The organism is Streptomyces sp. E11-3, assembly GCF_046540415.1.
GTDB lineage: Bacteria > Actinomycetota > Actinomycetes > Streptomycetales > Streptomycetaceae > Streptomyces.
Window position 1 is genome coordinate 1 of the sequence record NZ_JAZGRL010000191.1, and the last position, 1,139, is coordinate 1,139.

Annotated in this window: 1 protein-coding gene and 1 pseudogene; both read left to right on the top strand. The window is 72.8% G+C overall.

Going from position 1 to position 1,139, the window contains the following annotated elements; translation table 11 throughout:
- Nucleotides 1–620: pseudogene (locus U9R90_RS36325) on the top strand (ATPase); the annotation flags it as partial.
- A 75-nt stretch (nucleotides 621–695) separates the two neighbouring features.
- The gene (locus U9R90_RS36330; RefSeq protein WP_411061769.1) at nucleotides 696–1,082 is read left to right on the top strand and encodes a hypothetical protein; all 387 of its coding nucleotides are present in this window, start codon (nucleotides 696–698) and stop codon (nucleotides 1,080–1,082) included.
- Nucleotides 1,083–1,139: the final 57 nt, after the last annotated feature.

The window sequence follows — 1,139 nt, forward strand, 5'->3', positions numbered from 1 at the left end:
CCGGGGCGAAGGGAGACGGGGCGAAGCGATCCGACGCGAAGCGGGACGGGGTGGGTGCCAGACCACCGCTGCCCGCCTACGAGTTCCGCTTCGACGGCACCGTCTGGAACCTCGCCTACGCGGGCCAGCGGGTCCATATGCCCGACACGAAGGGCCTGCGAGACCTGCGGCTGCTGCTGAGCCGACCCGGCGCGGGCATCGACGCCGTACGGCTGCTGGCGCCCGATGGCGGGCCCGAGGTGGTCGCGGCACACAGCATGAGCGGGGACCCGGTACTCGACGAGGAGGCCAAGCGGCAGTACAAGCGGCGCCTGGACCAGCTGGACGAGGAGATAGACCGCGCCGCGGCGTCCGGCGACGAGCAGCGCGCCGCCCGGTACGACACCGAGCGCGCCGCCCTGCTGGCCGAGCTCCGCACCGCCGCGGGACTCGGCGGCCGCACCCGCCGCCTCGGCGACGAGGCCGAGCGCGCCCGCAAGGCGGTGACCGCCCGCATCCGCGACACCCTGCGCAAACTGGACGCCCTGCACCCCGCGCTCGCGGCCCATCTACGCGACACGGTCTCCACGGGGCTGACCTGCGCGTACCGCCCCGACCAGGAGATCGACTGGCGGCTCTGACCCCCGCCGAGTTGCCGCGCGCGGCCCTGCGGTGTGCCCTGGAAGGTGACGGGGACGAGCCGAGAGGAGCCCGCCATGGCACATGCCGCACCCTCCGCACCTCGGGCCGCGATCCGTACGTCGGCCTGGCTGGTACCGCTGCTCCTCGGCGCCGTGTACGGCATCTGGACCGCCGGTATCCAGCGCAGCACCGCGCGAGAGCCGATCACCACGGGCAATGTCCTCTTCGGGCTGCTGACGGGGGTCCTCTTCGCGCTCGTCCTGTACGCGCTGCGCACGGTCGGTCCGCGGCTGAAGCGTGAGGTCAGGGGCATCGCCTGGTTCACGTTCGCGGGCGTGTCCTTCGGCTTCCTGTACAGCCTGTCCGGCCGCTCGGTCCTGCACTCCACGATGATGGCGCTGGGAATCGCCGCGATCGTGTTCGCCGTGCGGTTCTACCGCTTCTACACGACGGAGGACTGAGCTCCCTCCCGCTCCCTCCCGCTCTCCCACGACAGGAACGCGGCGCGCGGCCGCCAG